Source organism: Microbacterium sp. NPDC076911 (assembly GCF_040687125.1).
GTDB lineage: Bacteria > Actinomycetota > Actinomycetes > Actinomycetales > Microbacteriaceae > Microbacterium.
Window position 1 is genome coordinate 39,425 of sequence record NZ_JBFBMP010000008.1, and the last position, 17,294, is coordinate 56,718.

At 61.0% G+C, this 17,294-nt stretch carries 16 protein-coding genes; 6 read left to right on the forward strand and 10 right to left on the reverse strand.

From position 1 onward, the window contains the following. Window positions 1-60: 60 nt before the first annotated feature. The 3 genes from AB0O81_RS12895 to AB0O81_RS12905 all read right to left on the reverse strand — a co-directional run bounded on the left by AB0O81_RS12895 (window position 61) and on the right by AB0O81_RS12905 (window position 2,400). Window positions 61-1,527, reverse strand: coding sequence for an NAD(P)/FAD-dependent oxidoreductase (locus AB0O81_RS12895; RefSeq protein WP_363584901.1), 1,467 nt, complete (start codon window positions 1,525-1,527; stop codon window positions 61-63). Beyond that, window positions 1,524-1,979: an SRPBCC family protein gene (locus AB0O81_RS12900; protein WP_363584903.1), complete on the reverse strand. Its 456-nt coding sequence runs from the start codon at window positions 1,977-1,979 to the stop codon at window positions 1,524-1,526. Before AB0O81_RS12900 ends, AB0O81_RS12895 begins: the two co-directional genes overlap by 4 nt. Window positions 1,980-2,040: 61 nt before the next feature. Continuing rightward, on the reverse strand, window positions 2,041-2,400 hold the full coding sequence (locus AB0O81_RS12905; protein ID WP_363584905.1) for a hypothetical protein: 360 nt from the start codon (window positions 2,398-2,400) through the stop codon (window positions 2,041-2,043). A 155-nt stretch (window positions 2,401-2,555) separates the two neighbouring features. On the opposite strand from AB0O81_RS12905, the gene AB0O81_RS12910 reads away from it, so the two are divergent. Then, window positions 2,556-4,985 (forward strand): phosphoketolase family protein, encoded by a 2,430-nt coding sequence (locus AB0O81_RS12910; protein ID WP_363584907.1) that lies wholly within the window; start codon window positions 2,556-2,558, stop codon window positions 4,983-4,985. Between the two features lies 1 nt (window position 4,986). Here the strand turns inward: AB0O81_RS12910 and AB0O81_RS12915 are convergent, their stop codons facing one another. Next, a complete protein-coding gene (locus AB0O81_RS12915) occupies window positions 4,987-6,030 on the reverse strand; it encodes a 2-oxoglutarate and iron-dependent oxygenase domain-containing protein (RefSeq protein ID WP_363584909.1) in 1,044 nt (347 codons plus the stop codon). Window positions 6,031-6,221: 191 nt separating this feature from the next. After that, window positions 6,222-6,893 (reverse strand): haloacid dehalogenase type II, encoded by a 672-nt coding sequence (locus tag AB0O81_RS12920; protein WP_363584911.1) that lies wholly within the window; start codon window positions 6,891-6,893, stop codon window positions 6,222-6,224. 116 nt (window positions 6,894-7,009) lie between these two features. Between AB0O81_RS12920 and AB0O81_RS12925 the strand changes: the two genes are divergently transcribed. Together AB0O81_RS12925 and AB0O81_RS12930 are read left to right on the forward strand one after the other, a co-directional pair. Next, window positions 7,010-7,660: a Gfo/Idh/MocA family oxidoreductase gene (locus AB0O81_RS12925; protein ID WP_363584913.1), complete on the forward strand. Its 651-nt coding sequence runs from the start codon at window positions 7,010-7,012 to the stop codon at window positions 7,658-7,660. After that, window positions 7,561-8,118: a Gfo/Idh/MocA family oxidoreductase gene (locus tag AB0O81_RS12930; RefSeq protein WP_363584915.1), complete on the forward strand. Its 558-nt coding sequence runs from the start codon at window positions 7,561-7,563 to the stop codon at window positions 8,116-8,118. The genes AB0O81_RS12925 and AB0O81_RS12930 overlap by 100 nt, the downstream gene beginning before the upstream one ends. A 9-nt stretch (window positions 8,119-8,127) precedes the next feature. Here the strand turns inward: AB0O81_RS12930 and AB0O81_RS12935 are convergent, their stop codons facing one another. Further along, the gene (locus AB0O81_RS12935; protein WP_363584917.1) at window positions 8,128-8,556 is read right to left on the reverse strand and encodes a DUF6326 family protein; all 429 of its coding nucleotides are present in this window, start codon (window positions 8,554-8,556) and stop codon (window positions 8,128-8,130) included. 81 nt (window positions 8,557-8,637) lie between these two features. Between AB0O81_RS12935 and AB0O81_RS12940 the strand changes: the two genes are divergently transcribed. Next, complete coding sequence (locus tag AB0O81_RS12940) at window positions 8,638-9,327, forward strand: TetR/AcrR family transcriptional regulator (RefSeq protein ID WP_363584919.1); 690 nt, start codon at window positions 8,638-8,640, stop codon at window positions 9,325-9,327. Between the two features lie 201 nt (window positions 9,328-9,528). Here the strand turns inward: AB0O81_RS12940 and AB0O81_RS12945 are convergent, their stop codons facing one another. The 3 genes from AB0O81_RS12945 to AB0O81_RS12955 all read right to left on the reverse strand — a co-directional run bounded on the left by AB0O81_RS12945 (window position 9,529) and on the right by AB0O81_RS12955 (window position 12,640). Beyond that, entirely contained in the window at window positions 9,529-10,353 is an 825-nt protein-coding gene (locus tag AB0O81_RS12945) for a carbohydrate ABC transporter permease (RefSeq protein ID WP_337337645.1), read from the reverse strand. A gap of 69 nt (window positions 10,354-10,422) precedes the next feature. Continuing rightward, window positions 10,423-11,346, reverse strand: coding sequence for a sugar ABC transporter permease (locus AB0O81_RS12950; protein ID WP_363584921.1), 924 nt, complete (start codon window positions 11,344-11,346; stop codon window positions 10,423-10,425). Window position 11,347: 1 nt separating this feature from the next. Further along, window positions 11,348-12,640 (reverse strand): extracellular solute-binding protein, encoded by a 1,293-nt coding sequence (locus tag AB0O81_RS12955; protein ID WP_363584923.1) that lies wholly within the window; start codon window positions 12,638-12,640, stop codon window positions 11,348-11,350. 138 nt (window positions 12,641-12,778) lie between these two features. Here AB0O81_RS12955 and AB0O81_RS12960 point away from each other — a divergent pair, with 138 nt between their 5' ends. Continuing rightward, window positions 12,779-14,068, forward strand: coding sequence for an ROK family protein (locus tag AB0O81_RS12960; RefSeq protein WP_363584925.1), 1,290 nt, complete (start codon window positions 12,779-12,781; stop codon window positions 14,066-14,068). Between the two features lie 139 nt (window positions 14,069-14,207). After that, window positions 14,208-16,466: a glycoside hydrolase family 3 N-terminal domain-containing protein gene (locus AB0O81_RS12965; protein WP_363584976.1), complete on the forward strand. Its 2,259-nt coding sequence runs from the start codon at window positions 14,208-14,210 to the stop codon at window positions 16,464-16,466. Between the two features lie 93 nt (window positions 16,467-16,559). Here AB0O81_RS12965 and AB0O81_RS12970 read toward each other — a convergent pair whose 3' ends face one another. Further along, the gene (locus tag AB0O81_RS12970; RefSeq protein WP_363584927.1) at window positions 16,560-17,267 is read right to left on the reverse strand and encodes an SDR family oxidoreductase; all 708 of its coding nucleotides are present in this window, start codon (window positions 17,265-17,267) and stop codon (window positions 16,560-16,562) included. Window positions 17,268-17,294: the final 27 nt, after the last annotated feature.

Genomic DNA, 17,294 nt, shown 5'->3' on the forward strand with positions numbered 1-17,294 from the left:
GTCGTGCGCAGCGTTCTGGTTCAAGGGCGGCTGCGTCACATTTAAGCTCGAGCCGTCAGCTCAGCGAGGCATGAGATTGGGCAGTGCGGTCGCGCCAAACTCATGTTCGAGGGCGCTCAGCGCGGCATGCCAACCGGCGAGCCCATGCATGCCCGGTCCGGGGCTCACCGAAGCCCCGGCAAGGTAGACGCCGGGCATCGGGGTGCGCCACGGGTCATTTGACAGCGTCGGCCGCTGAAGCAGCTGTCGCACGCTGGGTTCCCCAGAAGAAATGTCTCCGCCTACGTAGTTTGGGTTGTGGGCGGCGACCGCTGTGGCGGTGCGAGAGGTGCTGGCGAGAATCGTGTCGCGAAACCCCGGCGCGAACCTTTCGATCTGCTCAATCACGACTTCCTTGCGGTCGACCGCGGAGTCTGCAGGCACATGCGTGTATGCCCACAGCGTGTGCATACCTTCGGGCGCACGCGTCTTGTCGAAAACTGTGGGCTGCGACACAAGTACAAAGGGGTTCTCGCTCAGATGTCCTCGAACCACACTGTTCTCGGATGCCTGGATTTCTGCGCGCGTGCCGCCGACATGGATCGTGCCCGCCTCTCGCACTGCTGCGTTGGACCATGGCACCGGTTCCGATAGCGCGAAGTCGACCTTCGCGACCGCATTTCCGTATCGAAAACGCTCCAAACGGCGGCGGTATGCCGATGGCATGCGATCGCCCGCCAGACTCAGCAAGGCCCTGGGCGTGACGTCCAGCAACGTTGCGCGCGCTCGCGGCAACTCGTCGAGAGAAGTGACTTCGTGGTCTGCGACGACCACTCCGCCATGAGCCTCGATGTCAGCCACCATTGCGTCAGCGATGCGCTGGCTGCCACCAACAGGGATCGGCCATCCTTGAGCGTGCGCGTACGCCGTCAGGGCGAGACCTGCGCCGGCAGCGGCGAGGCTCGGCAGTGGCAGCACGGTGTGCGCTGCGACACCTGTCAGCAGGGCCGGTGCGGTGTCTTGGCGAAAACGTGCATTCCACAGCGGAGACCCCTGTTCGAGCGTGGCAGCACCGAAGTACGTGGCAGCACCACTGTGGGGCGGCACTCGGAGCAGAGTTGACCCCGTGAGTTCGGCGACTTCGCTCGCCCGTGCCGCAAGCGGCCGCATGAGTGACGCGTACGCCGCGCCATCTCGCCCGAGGCCCTCGCTTGTGCGCGCGAGATCGCGATAGGCGACTCCCGCTTGCCTGCCGTCGAGCGGATGCGCGAACGACACCTCTGGCACCACGAAATCGACACGACGCCGTAGCCCGAACTCTCGGAAGAACCGTGACTCAAAAGCCAAGGGATGCACCGCGGAGCAGACATCGTGCGTGAAGCCCGGGAGAGTGAGTTCGGCGCTTGAGACGCCGCCCCCGGGCGTTGCCGCGCGTTCGAACACCATCACTTTCAGTCCGGCCCGCGCAAGGGTGACTGCGGCGGCGAGGCCGTTCGGGCCTGCGCCCACGACGATGGCGTCGACATCTGAGTGCAACGGATTGTTCATGATGCATCGCCGTTCGCGCGGCGTCCTTCAGCGACGAATGCCAAGCGCTCGATGGTTTCCGCGTTGCGAGTGTGTAAGAGCAGATCGCGCACGCCGCGAGGCAACAAGCGCGCTGGGCCGCGCACCGCTTGTTCTTGGATGCGGACCATGCAGTGTTCTTCGTCGAGTGAGCGTACGTCGATGGTCACTTGTGCTTCACCGATCGGCCAGCCCCGTGCCCGCATCACCATTTGATAAGGAGGATCCCACATGAGACTCACGGTGGTGTCGTTGATCAGCGCTGGCCAGACCCCAAAGGAATGATGAAGCCGACTGCCTGGCTGGGGCCACTGAGGTTCCACCTCGCGCATTCTCGAGGCGCCTACCACCCATGTCGGATACAGCCAGCCATCAGAGAGCGCAGCGAAGACATCGTCGGGCGTGCAGGCGAAGCAGCGCACATTGCGTGACATGTTCCTCCCTCAGGGTGTCTAGTCGATCCTGCAGTTGCCGTCGTGGGTCGGCGGCGCGCAACTATCGTTCGGTGATGTCCACTACCTGAGGTGAATCATCCGCACCGTGGCCTGGGGGAGCGTCGACGCTCTCTGCGACGATCATGATCCCCCCGGAAGAGTTCGCGGATTGTGCGAGCTTGTCGATCCACTCTCGGCTCAGTTCCTCGGGTTCCGGGTTCTCGAACACAAATCTCAGCGGGATTGAAGAGTGCAGCCAGATTGTGCTGCGACCGCGCGGTTGGTCTTCTGGGTGAGTCCACGAGACGGTGAAGCTCTCGTTGCGGCGCAACTTGGTGGCGATCACTACTTTCAGGTGCGCCAACGTGCGATCTTCGATGTGAATCGGCGTAGCTGAACCGCCATAGTAGATGGTTCCCATGGCTGTCATAGTAGCCACTGCCCTGAAGAAAGATCCATGTTAACCACGGAGGTTGGCAAGGGGATGCTTCGCCTCAGCATCGCCCGTGATATCGCCCATCAGCCGCTCCTGTCAACCCGAGCGCATCGGTTCGACACGGCTCGTATCCTCGCAGCATGGCGAGATCATCGAGAGAGGACGACCACAGTACGGGCGCTAGATCGGAGGGAGGCAACGCGGTGGCGGAAGGCGCGCACACCTGGGCTCATCTCGATGGGTGGTGGCGCGCAGCCAACTATCTCAGTGTCGGGCAGATCTATCTGCTCGACAACCCATTGCTTCGAGAGCCGCTTCGCCGCGAGCACATCAAGCCGCGTCTACTCGGCCACTTCGGCACAGTTCCCGGCCTCAACCTGATCTATGCGCATCTGAACCGGGTCATCTGCGAGCGCGACGTCGACTGCCTATACATCGCTGGTCCAGGGCATGGTGGCCCAGGAATGGTCGCCAATGCGTGGCTTGACGGCACATATACCGAGCGCTTTCCCGCGGTCACGACAGACGCCCTCGGCATGCAACGCCTGTTCCGGCAGTTCTCGTTCCCCGGCGGCATCCCGTCGCACGCGGCTCCAGAGACGCCCGGCTCGATCCATGAAGGCGGTGAACTCGGATACTCGCTCAGCCATGCCTATGGGGCGGCCTTCGACAATCCTGATCTGGTCGTCGCGTGCGTTGTCGGCGATGGAGAAGCTGAGACGGGTCCGCTCGCTACCGCTTGGCACTCGAACAAGTTTCTCGATCCCGTCACCGATGGCACAGTGCTGCCCATTCTGCATCTCAACGGATGGAAGATTGCGAACCCGACCGTCCTTGCGCGGATTCCTGAGCATGAGCTTCTCGAACTGATGCGCGGCTACGGCCACGATCCCTTGCTCGTCTCCTTCGATGCATCGGCTGGGTCAGATGACATTCACCGCACCATGGCCGCCGTCATGGATACGGCTTTCGATCGCATCGCACAGATTCGGCGCGCGGCGGCCGAGGGCGATTTGCAACGACCTCGATGGCCAATGATCATTCTTCGTTCGCCGAAAGGCTGGACGGGTCCAGAACAATCCGGCGGGCTCGCCGTTGAAGGCACCTGGCGTTCACATCAAGTGCCGCTGAGCGACCCGCGGGGCGACGGACACCAGCTCGAGCAGCTGGAGGACTGGCTGCGTAGCTATCGCCCCGACGAATTGTTCGAAAGCGGCGGCGCCCCGCGTTCAGCAACAGTCGCGTTCGCTCCGAAGGGCGAGAAGCGCATGAGCGCGTCGCCGCACGCTAATGGAGGAGTTCTGCGCACACCGCTCGATCTCCCCGACTTCCGCGAATTTGCTGCGCGAGTCACGGCTCCTGGTGCCGACACTGCGCAGGCCACCGGGATGCTGGGAGAGATGCTCGCCGAGGTGATTCGACGCAACCCGCAGAACTTTAGAATCTTCGGCCCGGATGAAACTGCATCCAACAAACTCGCCCCGGCCGTGTATGAGGCGACGCAGAAACAATGGAATGCCGAGGTTTCGCCACTCGATGAGCATTTGGCACGCGCCGGTCGGGTGATGGAGGTGCTCAGCGAGCATCAGTGCCCGGGGTGGCTGGAGGGCTACCTGCTCACCGGTCGCCACGGCGTCTTCACCTCGTACGAAGCGTTCATTCACATCGTCGATTCGATGTTCAATCAGCACGCGAAGTGGCTTGAAGCTGCCAACGAAGTGTCGTGGAGAAGCGACATCTCAAGCTTGAACTATCTACTCTCGAGCCACGTGTGGCGACAAGATCACAATGGTTTCTCGCATCAAGATCCCGGGTTTCTCGATGTCGTCGTCAACAAGAGCTCAGACATTGTGCGCGTCTATCTGCCCTTTGACACGAACACCCTGCTCTCAACTTACGACCACTGCCTTCGCTCCACCGGCTACGTCAATGTCGTGGTCGCGGGCAAACAAGACGCTCCCCAATGGCTGTCGATGGATGAAGCGATCGAGCATTGCGCAAATGGTCTCGGTGAGTTGGCATGGGCGAGCAACGTGCCCGACGGGGAAGAGCCTGATGTCGTGGTGGCCGCAGCCGGCGACGTTCCCACCATGGAGATGCTCGCAGCGGTGTCAGTGCTTCATGAGGAGCTGCCTGACCTTCGTATTCGCGTGGTCAATGTTGTCGACCTCATGAGGCTGCAAAGCGAGGGAGAACACCCGCACGGCATGCCCGACGACGAATTCGACGCGCTCTTCACTCGAGATCGGCCCATCGTGTTCGCGTTTCATGGATACCCCTGGCTCATCCACAGACTGGCCTACCGGCGTTTTGGACACCCAAACCTTCACGTGCGCGGGTTCAAGGAGCGAGGTACAACCACCACACCATTCGACATGGTGATGCTCAACGATCTGGACAGGTTCCAGCTTGCGATCGACGTCATTGATCGCGTGCCTGGGCTCGGCGACGCAGGCAGCCAGCTTCGCCAAGATCTCGAGAATCGTCGCCGGGATGCTCGGTCCTATGCACGCGAGTTCGGCGAAGACCCGGCCGAGATTCAGGAGTGGGCGTGGCCAGTGAACGCCTAGGCTAGCGCTTGCTCGACAGCACGCGCGCGGACTCGCGCTGAGCATATGTGTTGATCACGCCAGCGCGTGAGCCCTTCAACTTCGCCGTAATGTGGTCGCCCACGGTGACTGGTGCATACAAGGCAGGGTGCTCATCGTCTATGCATGACGGCAAGACGTCGATGACCGCGTCGAGATCACCGTCATGGAAGAACGCGGCGCTGCGACGGCGTTCGATCGTTCCGTTGATGATCGGAGGCTTGACTCGGTGCAGGGTCGACATCCATCGTTCGTTCGTCAGGTGAGCGGTGGCATCGCCAAGGTTGACGAGGAACGCACCGTCGTCGGGCTCGACATCGTGCCAGTTGCCATCTTGCCCAAGAACTTGCAGTCCGCGCACCTGGTCGGCCCACAGCACGGTGACTATTCCGAAGTCGGTGTGCTCGCCCATCCCAGTGAGATCACCGTCGAGAGCAATGTCTGTGCCTGGGGGAAGGGCGTAGTTGTTCATCCGAAGCACGTCGAGCGAGTGGCCCGTGCGCTCCGCGAAGAAGTTCTGTTCAAGGCCGAGCGCGTGCCCAAAAATAGTGGTGAGTGTTCGCGCGACGCGCGCGGCCTCGGCGAAATACGCGGTCACTGACTCTTCGAACCCAGCAACGTCGGGCCAGACATTGTCGGCGTATTCAATTTCAGGAAGGCCCGGGCTGGCGGGATAGTCGGCGGCGGTCGCTCCGACGTTGAATGCTTCGAAGAAGTCATTCATCCGGTTCGCGGACTCCACACCCAGCGACAGGCTGAGCGCTTCCGACTTCGGCGGGGAATAGCCACGGTTTATCGAAGGCGGAGTGCGGTAAGTCTTCTTCTCATCAAGGTCGAGGGCAAAGAAGTCGTCCATCGCCGCGACGAATGCCGATGTGATCGATTCCGGTACGCGGTGACCGACGATCTGGATGAATCCGACGCTTCGGCACGCGCTGTCGATCTGGCGGGCTACTTCGGCACGTTGCTCGGCCGTTCCCTCAGCGACATACGCTGAGATATCGACGCGTGGAACAGAGAATGTCATGGCGCTCTCTTTCGGTATGGTCACCAAGGGCGACCGCGAATAGGCCGCTTCAGGCTTTCCTCACCCGAGTGGGTGTTGCTTCCATGAGCGTGAGTTGATTGTAAACACGTCACTGTTACGCGCGGGTTTCAGCGCCTGCTCAACGACTGGTTGCGCTGGAGCGCAAGGCGGGGTGCTGTTCGAATTGCTTGCTAAAGGTCGGTCGCAATGATCGCCCCGACAACTTCGGTGAGGTCAGAGCCGATGATGTCGGGCTGCGGGCCGATAGGACTGGGAACCACGCCGCCCCGGGCGATAAACGCTGCTTTTGCTCCGACTTCGAGCGCTCCCGTGATGTCCCACGAGTGTGCAGCGACGAGGCGTACCTCGCTGATATCGACGCCAAACTGCTCCGCGACGGCAAGATACGGCTCCGGCGCGGGCTTGAGAGCTCGAACGGCATCAGCCGACATCGCATCGTCGAAGAACTCTCGGATGCCGGAATTCGCGAGTTGTAAATCAGCGACCTCGCCCGTGGAGTTGGTAAGTGCCACGATCTTGAGCCCGGTTGTGCGCAGCTGCTCGAGGGCAGCTGGAACCTCGGGGTGAGGAGGAAGCGAAGTCATGCGGTCGACCATCTCGATCACGTCGGCCTCTGATATCGCCACGCCAGCGCGCTCGGCAACCATGGCTAACGCCCCGCGCTGGGCAGTGCGGAAGTCAACATACTGTGACGTAAAGCCGCCGACGAATGAGAGCCGGAGCATCTGTGAAAACCATTGACCGCGCAATGCGGCTGAACCGAGCAGCTGCTCGAACGCTGGATCAAGTGCTCGCAAGTCGAGCAGCGTCTCGTTCACGTCGAATGCGATGACCTTAATCATGTTCTTTTCCTAGCGTGCGTCTCGTGATGATCGTATTCGCTGTTCCACGGTTGGTGAATCTGCAAGAAAATGCACCCCAGCTTGAATGATCGAACTGTTGCTCTCCGCATCGCCAAGTGGCACGAGAAAGCGTTGTAGGCTCGGACGGATTTGTGCGTGCAAGTAGCGCCATTGGTGTCGGATGGGAGTCGGCCTGGCAAGAGTTCGGGCCGCCGAAGGGAATGAACGGTGCGACGGCTGGCGATGAGGCGGTTACGGTGACGCGAGTCGGATTGTTGGGTGCGTCTGGCATCGCGCCGCGCGCGATAATTGCTCCTGCGAAGCGGCGCGCTGACGTGTCGATTGTGGCGGTGGCGTCTCGCAGCGAAGCGACAGACTACGCACAGCACCACGGCATTGCCCGCGTCCACGCCAACTACCAGGCGTTGATTGACGACTCCGAAGTTGACCTGGTTTATGTCGCACTGCCGCCCTCGGAGCATGCGCGCTGGACGATCGCTGCGTTAGCAGCGGGCAAGGACGTGCTGTGCGAAAAGCCCTTCGCGATGAACGCTGTCGAAGCAGATGAGGTCGCTCAAGCCGTGGAGCGCACCGGGCGCCGCGTCGTCGAAGCGTTTCACGACTATTACCACCCGTTGTTTCAATGGGTACGCGGGTACGCGGGTTCGTGGCGTCTGGCGAGCTCGGCACAATCGATGCCGTCACCGCTGAGTTCAACGCGGAGATTCCGTTCGATCGTTCATCGATTCGCCATGTGCCAGAACTAGGCGGTGGTGCGCTGATGGACCTTGGGTGCTATCCCCTTCATTGGCTTCGGTCGCTGTTCGGCGAGCCGACAGTGGTGGAGGCGAGCGCAGAGTTGAATCCATTGGGGGCAGATCTGTCGATAGCCGCCCGGCTGGACTTCGGCGACGGGATTGAAGCAAGCCTGGGTGCAAGCATGGCACCCGGCGTCGAGTTCGGCGCTTTCCTGCATATTGTGGGCTCGAAGGCGACATTGCATGTCGACAATCTGGTGTTCCCCTCTGGCGGCCACTCCATCGTTGTCACCCGTGACGGCCTCGACTACAAGTCGACTGTCGCCGGAGAGGAAACGTACGATCACCAACTTGCGGCGGTGCTCGACGCGCTACGCACCGGTGAATCGCTCGCGACAGAAGTCGACGATTCTGTGCGGACTATGCGAGTGATCGACGACATCTATCGCGTCGCCGGGGTTCGCTGAGCCTAGTTTCTAGTTTCTAGTTTCTAGTTTCGGCGGGAGCTGCCAGCGTGCGGCGAGCACAATAACAACCGCGAGTAGGCCGAGTTCTACACCGCTGGCCACGAGGTAGTACCCCCATTCGCCGATAGCTGCACCGACAATCGTGATCGCGAAGAGGGCGGCCACGATGATGTTGAGCAACCGGTTCGCGCGCCAGGGGAGAAAGATGCTGGCTGCGATCATCAGCGTTGGGATCATGACGTAGAGAACGATGCCGAGCATGAAAGGCTGGCCGATCTCGAACATGAATACGCTTCCCGCTTCAATTTGTTCACGCAAGTCAGCGCGAAAGAGACCGAAGATATCGACGAAGGCGACGATGATCATCGTCGCGGTCCACAGCGCAGACAAGCGCAAGCGAACGTCGATCGGGGGCAGAGGCTGAAGAGTGGATGACATGGACGCGCCTTTCAGGCTTACGAGTGTAAGGGGATAGTTTTCAGCATAGCCTTACATCTGTAAGTGAGGCAAGATGGAGGAATGACAGCGCGAGGAACACTGAGCCGCGAACTCGTCATTTCCGCCGCGGCAGCTGTGGCGGATCGCAACGGAATCAACGCCGTCAGCATGCGTACGGTGGGAGCCGAGCTCGGTGTCAAGGCGATGTCGATCTACCACCACGTCAGCGACAAAGAGGCACTGCTGGACGCGCTGGCGGAGTGGGTGTTTGCGCAGATAGCGCTGCCCGTCGTTGGCGACCCGTGGCGCGAGGCGATGACAACGCGGGCGGTGTCAGCGCGCGCTGTGCTCGGCCAGCATCCGTGGGGGTTGGGGATGCTGGAATCGCGCCCCGTGCCAGGCCCGGCCCTGATGCGACACCACGATCGTGTGGTTGGGTGCCTCATGAGCCAAGGCTTCTCAGCACTCCTCGCGACGCACGCCTTCTCAACACTCGATGCGTACATTTACGGATTTGTGCTGACCGAGGTGAGCTTGCCATTTGCTGCGGAAGGCGAGACGGAGGCAGACTTCGCGGCGAGGGTGGCGCCTTCCGAAGCGGAATACCCGCACCTTGCGCGTGCGCTTGAGCAGCTCTTTGCTCAGGAAAGCTATGCGTTCTCGGACGAGTTCCTCGATGGGCTCAATCTCATTCTTGACGGACTCGCGCAGCGCTTGGCCGCAGCACAAGGCTATGAGCGACCTACCGGCGCTGACCCGCGTCGCGCGTGAGTCTCCTCGATCTAACGCTGCTGTCGATCCCGTGATCGAATTGTCGACCTCGCTCCGTATGCTTTCGATCGTGCCCGAGCGGCGATGAAGGCCGAACGCAACCTGGAATAGGTGGCGAGTTCGGCGAACACCGCCGCGTCGTCACGGAGCCTGCCGGGCTTTTTCGGTTGCTGAAGGAGCTCGACTATCCCCAACCTCTCTTTACTTCACCCCGGCGCTGACGACGCTCTGAACGAAGTAGCGCTGAAGGAAGAGGAACAGGATGACGATTGGCGTGATGACCAGCACCGCACCCGCCAACAGCAAGCCATAGTTGGTCGCTTCTTGCCCTTTCGAAAACAGCGTCAGCGCGATGGGCAGTGTGTACGTCGCCTCGCTCTGCGCTGCGACTAGCGGCCAGAGGAAGTTGTTCCACGACATCAGGAACGTGAGGATCGACAGCGTCGCAATCGGTGCACCGCATAGCGGCAAGACGACTGTGAAGAACAATCGAACTTCCTTCGCTCCATCGAGACGAGCTGCTTCCAGCAGCTCATTCGGGATTCCCATCATGAACTGGCGCATGAGGAAGACACCGAGCGGCGTGACAAGGAACGGCAGGAATAGACCGGGTAGCGTGTTGACAAGCCCGAGCTTGCTTACCAGAACGAACAAGGGCACGAAGGTTACTGTCCCCGGAACCATGAGCGTGAGCATTACCAGCGCGAACAACAGCTTCTTGCCCGGGAACTCCATCTTGGCCATCGCATAGCCGACCATCGAACAGAACACCACATTGCCCGCCACCGTGACGGTGGCCACGATGAGGCTCGTCATGAAGAACTGCTGGATGTTCAGGTCTTGAAACCACTGCAGGTAGTTGTCGAACGTGAGTTCTTGGGGTATCAGCCCCGTCGGGTTTCGTAGGAGTTCGCCCTCGGTTTTCAACGAGTTGATGACCATGACGACGAACGGTGTGAAAAAGAGGATGACGCCGAGCGTGAGCAGGAGATACGCAACCGCCTGCAAGGGGGCGGGCGTCTCCATAGCGGTGGAGCGCGAGCGCCGGCGCTTCTTTGGCACGGTGACCAAAAGTGTTTCTGACATCTCTTACTCTCAATCCTTGGAGCGCAACACGCGGAACTGTGCGAACGCCAACAGTGCGATGACTACGAACAGCACGTACGACCCGGCAGAGGCCGTGCCGTAGTTGCCGAACCCAAACTCGTTGTAGACGAAATAGGTCACCGACAAGGTCGAATCGAGTGGGCCTCCGTTTGTCATGATGAACGGCTCCTCGAAGAACTGCAGGTAGCCGACTGAGATGAGAATTGCCCCGAGCAACAGTGTCGGGCGCATGAGCGGCAGGGTGATGTGGATGAACCGTTGCCAGATCGAGACGCCGTCGAGCGCGGACGCTTCCCGCATCTCGGGGGCAATGGTCTGCAGCCCTGCGAGAAAAATGATCATCAGCGTTCCCACGTTGCGCCATACGGCCATGACAATGAGGGCTGGCATTGCCCAGAAGGTGTCATTGAGCCAGTTCGGCCCATCGATTCCCACGAAGCTGAGCGCCGCGTTGATGATTCCGTCGTCCTGCAAAAGAAAACGCCACACCACAGCTACCGCGACGATAGATGCGACCACTGGCAGGTAAAACCCGACACGGTATACCGACCTCAGTCGTGAAATTCCCGTGTTGAGGGCAAGGGCCAATAGCAGCGCCACCGCCATCGTGAGTGGGATGCCGACGAGCACGAAGTAGAAAGTGACGCCCAGTGACTTGATGAACTGTGGGTCGCGGAACAGCTGGATGTATTGGTCCAAGCCCACGAACGTGACGGCGAACGGATCTTGCACGTCGCTGGCCCTGAAGTCCGTGAACGACATCGCAAACGACGACAGGATCGGTATCAGCATGAAAACGCCGAAGAAGATCATGAAGGGGAGTGCGAATCCCCAAGCGACGAGGGCCTGTCGTCGGGCGCCTTTCGACTCCCGACGATTCACCTTCGCGCTGCTCTGCTGAGCAACGGACATGTTACTGTCCGGTTCCGATTGATTCGGCAGCCGACTGCAGATCTGCCATCGCCTGGGCAGGATCTGCTCCCGCGCGGATGATCTGTTCCAGCGCCTTGTCGGCCTGGGCACTTACCTGCGTCCAAGTCGTGAGGGTAGGAGGCGAGTTGGTGTCGGTGAGTTGTTCGCCGAGGACGCTCAACAGTGGGTCGTCAGCCAAAGCTGGGTCATCCCACGCGCTCTCCACGGCGGGCAGGTCTCCGACAGCCTGTTGCCAGCGCACCTGCACATCGGGCTCGCTCAGCCAACGCGCAAACTTCCAGGCTGCTTCAGGGTTCTGGCTCTTTTCGAAGACGACCAAGTTCGATCCACCGGTGAAGCTTGTCGAAGAGACCTCCTCGGGTACACGCATGACACCGATCATGTCTTTGTAATCTTCGCCTCCGCCTGCGGCAGTCAGCGATCCGATGAGGCTCGGGCCACCGGTCAAGACGGGAGTCTTTCCGCTGACAAACTCCGACTCGCCACTGCCCGCGCCAGTCTCGGCGTCGGGATTGGCGATGCCTTCGCTGAAGAACGATTCGTAATACTCCATCGCCTCGACCCATTCCGGTGAGTCCAGGGTCCACTCCGTCTGGTCGGCGTTGGTGATTTCGGCACCGTTGGACCAGGGGAACATCAGCATGCTCTGAAATGCGTCGGTGCCGCTGGAGGGGAGTCCTACGCCGTACTCTGCCCCCGCCTCGGTTTGCAGAGCCTTGGTGAACTCCTTGAATTCTTCCCAGGTTTGCGCACCGTCTGGGAATCCTGCCGTTTCAGCGAGATCCTTGCGGAAGTAAAACACGCGTGTGTCGACGTACCACGGCACTCCGAAGAGTTGGTCGCCCACCATGTTCGTGCTCAACGATCCCTCAAAGAACCCTGAGGTGTCGATCCCTTCTGGTACGGGAGTAAAAGCGCCGCTGAAGTCGGCCATCCAGGTGGTGCCCATTTGTGCCATGTCTGGAGTTGTGCCGGCGGCGATGGCCGTCTGGTACTTGTTGTGCGCGGCATCCCAAGGCAACGCGGTGACGTTGATTGTGAGATCTGGATTGAGTTCTAGAAATTCTTCGGCAAAGGCAGGCAGCGCGGCGGCCTCATCTGCTTGCGCCCAAATGTTTAGTTCTCCGGTCGCCGGCTGATCGTCCAGCGCGTCAATGGCTGAAGCGTCGCTTCCGGCGGAGTCAGCCCGCCCGCAGGAGGTCAGTACCAGTCCGGCAGTCAGCGACAGCGCAACGATGGCAACTGCTCTTCGTGAGCGATTGTTATTGAACATCATTGTCCTTTCATCAAGGTCGTAAATCAATAAACAGAATCTATGTCACGATGTGTGCATCGTCAATAGGTCTGCGCAACTATTTCCAAAAAATGGCTTTCCGCAGGCTGACCGCACGAGCCCATCCAAAATCGGTCAATGAGCTGGCCAGCGCTAGGCTCGCTGCAGTCGGAGTTTGAGGGGGCAACGTCGGTGCGGACCGCGGAAGAGAGCGATGTGCTGCCCATGCGACAGCGGCGCCACAGCATGGAGCTCGTAATCAAGGCGCTTCAGGACGCGAGCACCCCGTTGACAGCTTCAGGTCTTATGCCACGCACGGATCTGTCGCGGCAGGGCGTGCTCGCAGTGTGTGATGCGCTCATCTCCCTCGGACTCGTGATCGAAGTGGCGCCGACCGCCCCGCGTTCGGCCACAGGTGTCGGGCGGAGGTCTCGAACGTTCGCGTTCAATGACCGCGCAGGTTTTGTCGCAGGCGTCGAGTTGGGCCCCGAGCGGATTGTGGCGCAGTTGTGCAACCTTCGCGGTGATATCGTCACAGCGACGGTTGTGGAGCGCAGGACTCCAATTCAGTCAGCCTCGGCACTGATAGACGAAGCGAAGAACATCATTGATGATCTGGTGGTCGAGGCCGCTATCGATCCTGGACTCCTGACAACAGTGGCTGTTGGCGTTCCCGCGCCGGTCGACCATAACGGAGGAGTTGGGAGCTCGACGCGAGTTTCCGGGCTCCCTGGAATCAACGTGATCGAAGCTTTCAGTGCCGGTCGCCCCTGGGAAGTGCTCGTCGATAATGACGCCAACCTGGCGGTCATCGGTGAACGCTGGCGCGGGGCCGCTCAAGGGCTCGATGGCGTCGTCTTGATGCTGGTGCAGGAGCGGTTCGGCGCTGGCATTATCGATTCAGGTCGCATCGTCAGGGGTGGCAGCGGCTTTGCGGGGCAGATGGAGTTCGTGAGGCTTCTTGAAGGTGGGCATGGAACGCAAGGAATTGTGCCTTTGACAGCTCTGTTTGTCGAACAGCTGAGCGAAGAGGATCGCACCAGGGTCACCACGCAGGCGCCGGCTGAGCAGAGCGCATCCAGCTCTGAACAGTCCGTGGGTCCTCTAGAGGTCGAGGCCGTGTTTGAGGCCGCGTCGAAGGGCGATCGGGTTGCCCTCACCATCGTTGATGGCGTGGCCGACCGGCTGGCGAGAGTCTCAGCCGTGGTCGCGACTCTGCTGGGCCCCGACATTCTTGTGTTCGGCTGTGACGTGCCCAGCGACGCCGAAGAGCTCCTTGAGCCTGTTCGTCGGAAGCTAGCCGATCTTGTGGAGGGTGAGCCGCCAAGCTTGGTTCGCTCAGAACTTAGGGACCAAGCGGTGGCCGTCGGCGCAGTGCGCTGTGCCCTGGATCTCGCGCATCAACGTCTGATCCCATCTAGGTTCTGAAGTCGCCACAGTGCTGAGCGCAGTCTTCAGCTGTGCGAGAAAACCTTGCCCGATAAAGGGCGTCGTGCAATAATCCACGGCATGGATTTATGTCGTGCACCGAGGCCGACAAAGCGTCAAGGAGACAGCGATGCCAATCATGGATGAACTCCAATACAAGGACAGCTCCTTGCCGATCGATGCTCGCATCGACGACCTCTTGGCTCGTATGAGCGTCGCCGAGAAGGTCGGGCAGATGATGCAGCTAGATGCGAATCGGGCTGATCTGGACGACTTGATCTCGACGAACCTTGTCGGTTCGCTGCTGCACATCGGGGAGCGGATGGGCGAAGCGATTGAGATCGCCGAGCGGACGCGGCTTGGAATTCCGCTGTTGACCGCGGACGACTGCATTCACGGCCACTCGTTCTTTCCCGGCGCAACGATTTTCGGAACTCAGCTTTCGATGGCCTGTTCTTGGGACCCGGAGCTTGTCGAGCGGGCGGCGCGCGCCGCCGCGGTGGAGATCTCAGCGACCGGTATTCACTGGACGTTTTCTCCCGTCCTCTGCATCTCTCGCGACCTGCGCTGGGGGCGAGTGGACGAGACCTTTGGTGAAGATCCGATTCTCATCGGTGAACTCGGCGCTGCCATGATTCGTGGGTATCAGGGTGAGGGGCTGGATGACCCCACGGCGGTTCTCGCCTGCGCCAAGCATTTCGCGGGGTACTCCGAGACGCAGGGTGGCCGTGATGCCAGTGAAGCCGATGTCAGCCGACGCAAGCTGCGCTCGTGGTTCCTCCCCCCGTTTCAACGGGCGGTCGACGAGGGATGCCGCACGTTCATGCTGGGCTACCAGTCGATCGACGGCGTACCGATCACAGCGAATAAGTGGCTGCTTTCAGATGTGCTGAAAGGTGAGTGGGGTTTCACTGGCACACTCATCACTGACTGGGACAACGTGGGGCGCATGGTCCGCGAGCAGAGAGTGTGCGCCGACCATGCCGAGGCTGCTGCGGTCGCTGTCGAGGCTGGCAACGATCTTGTGATGACGACACCGGAGTTCTTTGAGGGTGCGCAACTTGCTGTCGCCACCGGAAGGCTCGCAGAAGCCGACCTTGACGAAGCCGTCCGCAGAATCCTTCGACTGAAGTTCGAGCTGGGTCTGTTCGAGAACCCTCGGGCGCCCGATGTGGCGCTGCAAGCTCAGGTCATTGGCAGCGCCGAGCATGCTCGGCTGAACCTCGAGATGGCGAGGCGTTCGCTGGTGCTGTTGCGCAATGACGGCACCCTGCCACTGATAGATGCGACGAGCGTCGAGCAATCTCCGCGGACGATCGCTGTGGTCGGGCCCAACGCCGACGACCCTCATGTCACGCTGGGGGACTGGGCTGGTTCATCGGGCCAGGTCGCCTGGATGCCCGATGGTCACCCTCGTGAGCTGGTGCAGACCGTGCTGGACGGGATGCGCGCGGTCGCTCCCGAGGGCTGGAGCGTGACCCACTCTCGCGGCGCCGATATTGAGGTTCTCATCCCTGATCCTGGGGGTGAGAAGTGGCACGACGGCGGTCCGCGAGTGCCCGTCTTTTCTCCAGCGAAGGTTGATCCAGCAATGCTCGCTGATGCGGTGGCTGCCGCAGGGTCGGCTGACTATGTCGTGGCAGTGCTCGGCGACACGATCGCATTGACCGGGGAGACGCGCTCGACCGCCACGCTCGAATTGCAGGGTGCGCAAATAGCGCTTCTTGATGCTCTTGTGGCGACGGACACCCCGGTCATCCTGGTGCTCGTGCATGGAAAACCGGCGACTCTGCCTGCCTCAGCAATGCAGACCGCAGCCATCATCGAGGCGTTCAACCCCGGCATGCGGGGTGGGCAGGCTGTCGCCGAACTCATTCTGGGCTTGATCGAACCTAGCGGTCGTCTGCCGATCTCGGTGCCGCGGCACGTCGGGCAACAGCCTGTCTATTACAACCAGGTGCGCGGCCAGCATGGTGAGCGATACGCCGACTTGACCCAGGAGCCGCAGTTCGTCTTTGGCGAGGGGCTGTCATACACGAACGTGGAGTATTCGAATCTTCATGTTCCCATCGATGAGGTGGGGTCCGATGGTGTGATTCGCTGTCAGGTGACGCTCACCAACACCGGAGCTCGCCCGGCGATCGAGACTGTGCAGGCCTACGTCAGCGATCTCGTGACCACCGCTACCTGGGCTGAGAAGGAACTCAAAGCATGGCGCCAGGTGCGGGTGGAGGCGGGTCAGAGTGAGACCGTGACGGTCGAGGTGCCAGCTGCATCGTGTTCCATCGTCACCTCCGACGGGCACCGAGTCGTCGAGCCGGGGCGTTTCGAACTCCTCGTGGGCCGCAGTTCCCGGCCCACGGATCTTCTTCGTGCAAGCTTCACGATTGCGGACTAGGCGCGAGTGCGCGCTGGGAGTGGGATGCCACCGTTTGGTGGGTTCATCCGAACCGCCGCGACCTCCCACACCGCTGCTGCTTGAGTAGCGCGCTCAGGCAGCGCCACCGTTTGCATAGATCACCTGACCGTTGACCCACCGACCCGGTCCGGCGAGGAATGCTACGACTTCGGCGATGTCGTCAGGTGTGCCCAAACGCCGCATCGGGTTGAGTGACGCGATGTGGTCAATCGCCTGCTGCGGCTTCCCAGCGAAGAAGAGTGGGGTCGCGGTGGGGCCAGGGGCAACTGTGTTGGCCGTGACATCTTGCCCGGCGAGCTCGCGGGCAAGAATGAGTGCCATCGCCTCGACGGCGCCTTTCGATGCCGCGTACGCGCCGTAGGTGGGCATTTGCAGGCGAGTGATGGACGTGGAGAGGTTGACGATTGCTCCGCCGCTGCGTACCTGGCGGGCGGCGAGTTGGTTGATGATGAAACTGCCGCGCACGTTGACTCGCTGAACGCGATCGAAGGTCTCCAGTGTCATTTCAGCAATGGGGGCCAACGGCATGATTCCTGCGGCGTGGACGACGACGTCGATTCCGCCGAACTGTGCGGTGGCTGTGTCGAAAAGGGCGGTCATCTCTGTTTCATCAGCGACGTCTCCCTGTAGCGTGATCGCGCTGCCGCCGGCGGCCGTGATCGCCCTGACTGCCTCAGTTGCTGCTTCTGCGTTGCGGCCGTGGTGCGCCACCACCGACATACCGTCAAATGCGAGACGCTGCGCGATGGCACGGCCGATGCCGCCCGAAGCTCCAGTCACGATTGCTACGCGAGGCCTAGTAGAAGT

Bases quoted from the DNA above. Each gene is read 5' to 3' on its own strand.
- AB0O81_RS12900 (WP_363584903.1), bottom strand. From the start codon at position 1,979: ATGTCACGCAATGTGCGCTGCTTCGCCTGCACGCCCGACGATGTCTTC.
- AB0O81_RS12965 (WP_363584976.1), top strand. From the start codon at position 14,208: ATGGATGAACTCCAATACAAGGACAGCTCCTTGCCGATCGATGCTCGC.
- AB0O81_RS12955 (WP_363584923.1), bottom strand. From the start codon at position 12,640: ATGTTCAATAACAATCGCTCACGAAGAGCAGTTGCCATCGTTGCGCTG.
- AB0O81_RS12950 (WP_363584921.1), bottom strand. From the start codon at position 11,346: ATGTCCGTTGCTCAGCAGAGCAGCGCGAAGGTGAATCGTCGGGAGTCG.
- AB0O81_RS12945 (WP_337337645.1), bottom strand. From the start codon at position 10,353: ATGGAGACGCCCGCCCCCTTGCAGGCGGTTGCGTATCTCCTGCTCACG.
- AB0O81_RS12960 (WP_363584925.1), top strand. From the start codon at position 12,779: ATGAGCTGGCCAGCGCTAGGCTCGCTGCAGTCGGAGTTTGAGGGGGCA.
- AB0O81_RS12895 (WP_363584901.1), bottom strand. From the start codon at position 1,527: ATGAACAATCCGTTGCACTCAGATGTCGACGCCATCGTCGTGGGCGCA.
- AB0O81_RS12935 (WP_363584917.1), bottom strand. From the start codon at position 8,556: ATGTCATCCACTCTTCAGCCTCTGCCCCCGATCGACGTTCGCTTGCGC.
- AB0O81_RS12940 (WP_363584919.1), top strand. From the start codon at position 8,638: ATGACAGCGCGAGGAACACTGAGCCGCGAACTCGTCATTTCCGCCGCG.
- AB0O81_RS12920 (WP_363584911.1), bottom strand. From the start codon at position 6,893: ATGATTAAGGTCATCGCATTCGACGTGAACGAGACGCTGCTCGACTTG.
- AB0O81_RS12910 (WP_363584907.1), top strand. From the start codon at position 2,556: ATGGCGAGATCATCGAGAGAGGACGACCACAGTACGGGCGCTAGATCG.
- AB0O81_RS12905 (WP_363584905.1), bottom strand. From the start codon at position 2,400: ATGGGAACCATCTACTATGGCGGTTCAGCTACGCCGATTCACATCGAA.
- AB0O81_RS12915 (WP_363584909.1), bottom strand. From the start codon at position 6,030: ATGACATTCTCTGTTCCACGCGTCGATATCTCAGCGTATGTCGCTGAG.